Below are 783 nucleotides of genomic sequence, written 5' to 3' on the forward strand. Positions count from 1 at the left end.
TATGACCCCTGGGGTCATATGTTTAATATAATTTTCGCGGTGTAGCTCAGCTGGCTAGAGCGTTCGGTTCATACCCGAGAGGTCGAGGGTTCGATTCCCCCCGCCGCGATTGATACGTAAGTATCTACTGGAGAATTACCCAAGTCTGGCTGAAGGGAACGGTCTTGAAAACCGTCAGGTCGGGAAACCGGCGCGTGGGTTCGAATCCCACATTCTCCTTATGTACTTCAAAAAGTACAGTTAATAATTATCGCGGGTTGGAGCAGTCTGGTAGCTCGTCGGGCCCATAACCCGAAGGTCGTAGGTTCAAATCCTGCACCCGCAATTTGGTCGCATGGTCTAGGTGGTTAGGACGCCTGCCTGTCACGCAGGAGATCACGGGTTCGAGTCCCGTTGTGACCGTTTTTTTATGGCGCGATAGCTCAGTTGGTAGAGCATACGATTGAAGCTCGTAGTGTCGACGGTTCGATTCCGCCTCGCGCCATCATATTAGTAAACATATGAATTGAATAATGAGTGTGTTTACGTCTTGCGGATGTAGTACAATGGCTAGTGCTCCAGCCTTCCAAGCTGGGAATGCGGGTTCGATTCCCGTCATCCGCTTTTAGAAATAAAAGCTTTTAGAATTTAGTTTTGTTTCAGTAATATAATGCGGATGTAGTACAATGGCTAGTGCTCCAGCCTTCCAAGCTGGGAATGCGGGTTCGATTCCCGTCATCCGCTTTTTGGGACTGTAGCTCAGCTGGTTAGAGCGCACCCCTGATAAGGGTGAGGTCGGAGGTT

Annotated in this window: 7 tRNA genes; all 7 read left to right on the top strand. The window is 49.7% G+C overall.

The features are described 5' to 3' along the window. Positions 1-35: 35 nt before the first annotated feature. Positions 36-109: transfer RNA gene (locus IV67_RS06690), tRNA-Met, on the top strand. A 20-nt stretch (positions 110-129) separates the two neighbouring features. Then, positions 130-219: transfer RNA gene (locus IV67_RS06695), tRNA-Ser, on the top strand. Positions 220-251: 32 nt separating this feature from the next. Beyond that, a tRNA-Met gene (locus tag IV67_RS06700) sits at positions 252-325 on the top strand. Between the two features lie 3 nt (positions 326-328). Continuing rightward, positions 329-402: transfer RNA gene (locus tag IV67_RS06705), tRNA-Asp, on the top strand. Positions 403-411: 9 nt separating this feature from the next. After that, a tRNA-Phe gene (locus IV67_RS06710) sits at positions 412-484 on the top strand. Positions 485-531: 47 nt separating this feature from the next. Further along, positions 532-603 (top strand) — tRNA-Gly (locus IV67_RS06715). 48 nt (positions 604-651) lie between these two features. After that, positions 652-723 (top strand) — tRNA-Gly (locus IV67_RS06720). Positions 724-783 lie beyond the last annotated feature (60 nt).

It is taken from the genome of Weissella minor (genome assembly GCF_001437425.1).
Lineage (GTDB): Bacteria > Bacillota > Bacilli > Lactobacillales > Lactobacillaceae > Weissella > Weissella minor.